This window comes from Nocardiopsis sp. MG754419 (assembly GCF_018207095.1).
In the GTDB taxonomy this organism is placed as follows: Bacteria; Actinomycetota; Actinomycetes; order Streptosporangiales; family Streptosporangiaceae; genus Nocardiopsis.
On the sequence record NZ_QOCZ01000317.1, the window covers coordinates 1 to 951 of the forward strand.

Sequence of the window (951 nt, forward strand, 5' to 3'; positions counted from 1 at the left end):
GGTGGGGAGAGGAAGGGGTGGGGGTGCCGGGCGGAACCGGTGGAAGAGGGATGAGCCCCGGATCAGCCTGCCACAGGGGCCTGGGGGGAGCACCGATTTCCGCGAGGCCGTGTCGCCTCGGGCGCCACCGTCGCGCCCGCCACCGCCGCACCGGTCATGGCGACCCGTGCCGTCCCAAGGGGCGCCTCCGGCCTCGCTCCGTCCCGTCGCCACTCCCGCCGAGGAAAAAACGCGGTCGGCGGCATCGATCTTCGGACCGTGGTGTGGTAGCGAACCGCCGGTGGCTCCCACGCCCCCCGCCTTCCGTCGGAGATGGCCCGTTCTCGCTGCTCACGGCCGTGCTCGGAGTCGCGTGCGGTGCGGCCCGGGCGATGCGGGTGCCGGCGATCGGTGCCACGAAGCCTCCGCGAGCATGTGACGAGAGTTATTCCGTGTGACTGTGCGTGACTCCGATACCCGACACGCTCTGACGCGGTCTCTGGCACAGTTGGTGGTGACTTGAGGATCCGGCACTGCGCCGGAGACCGGTTGCCCGGGGTCGGGGGGACCCTGTGAGCGGTGCGACACCGCGGACTACGCTGGTCCGAATCCACGCCGGATCGGGCGAGAACGGGCAACCCACGGACCTCTGCCTTCGGGGAGCGACCATGACCAACGATGACCGCGAGGACGCCCGTCACGGGGACGACGAACCCCACGAGCGGCGTGGCCGACCCTCGCCCGGCCTGGGCCCCCTCCTGGGCGGCCTGCTCGACGGGCTGCCCGAGAGCGGAAAGGGCGCCCAGGGGACCTCCGGCGCGCAGGAGTGGGAACCACGGTCCGCGCCGGGCAACCCCTTCCGTCGGCCCGGCCGGGAACCGATGACCTCGGCCCCGCAGGTGCGGCCGATGAGACCGGCACCCGAGGAGCCGCCCGCGCCACCGGCGCCGCCCTCCCCGGAGCAACCCGGCC

The 951-nt window shown here is 73.3% G+C and carries 1 pseudogene; it reads left to right on the forward strand.

Annotated features, from left to right (window positions below):
* Positions 1–647: 647 nt before the first annotated feature.
* A pseudogene (locus DSY14_RS27880) lies at positions 648–951 on the forward strand (5,6-dimethylbenzimidazole synthase); the annotation flags it as partial.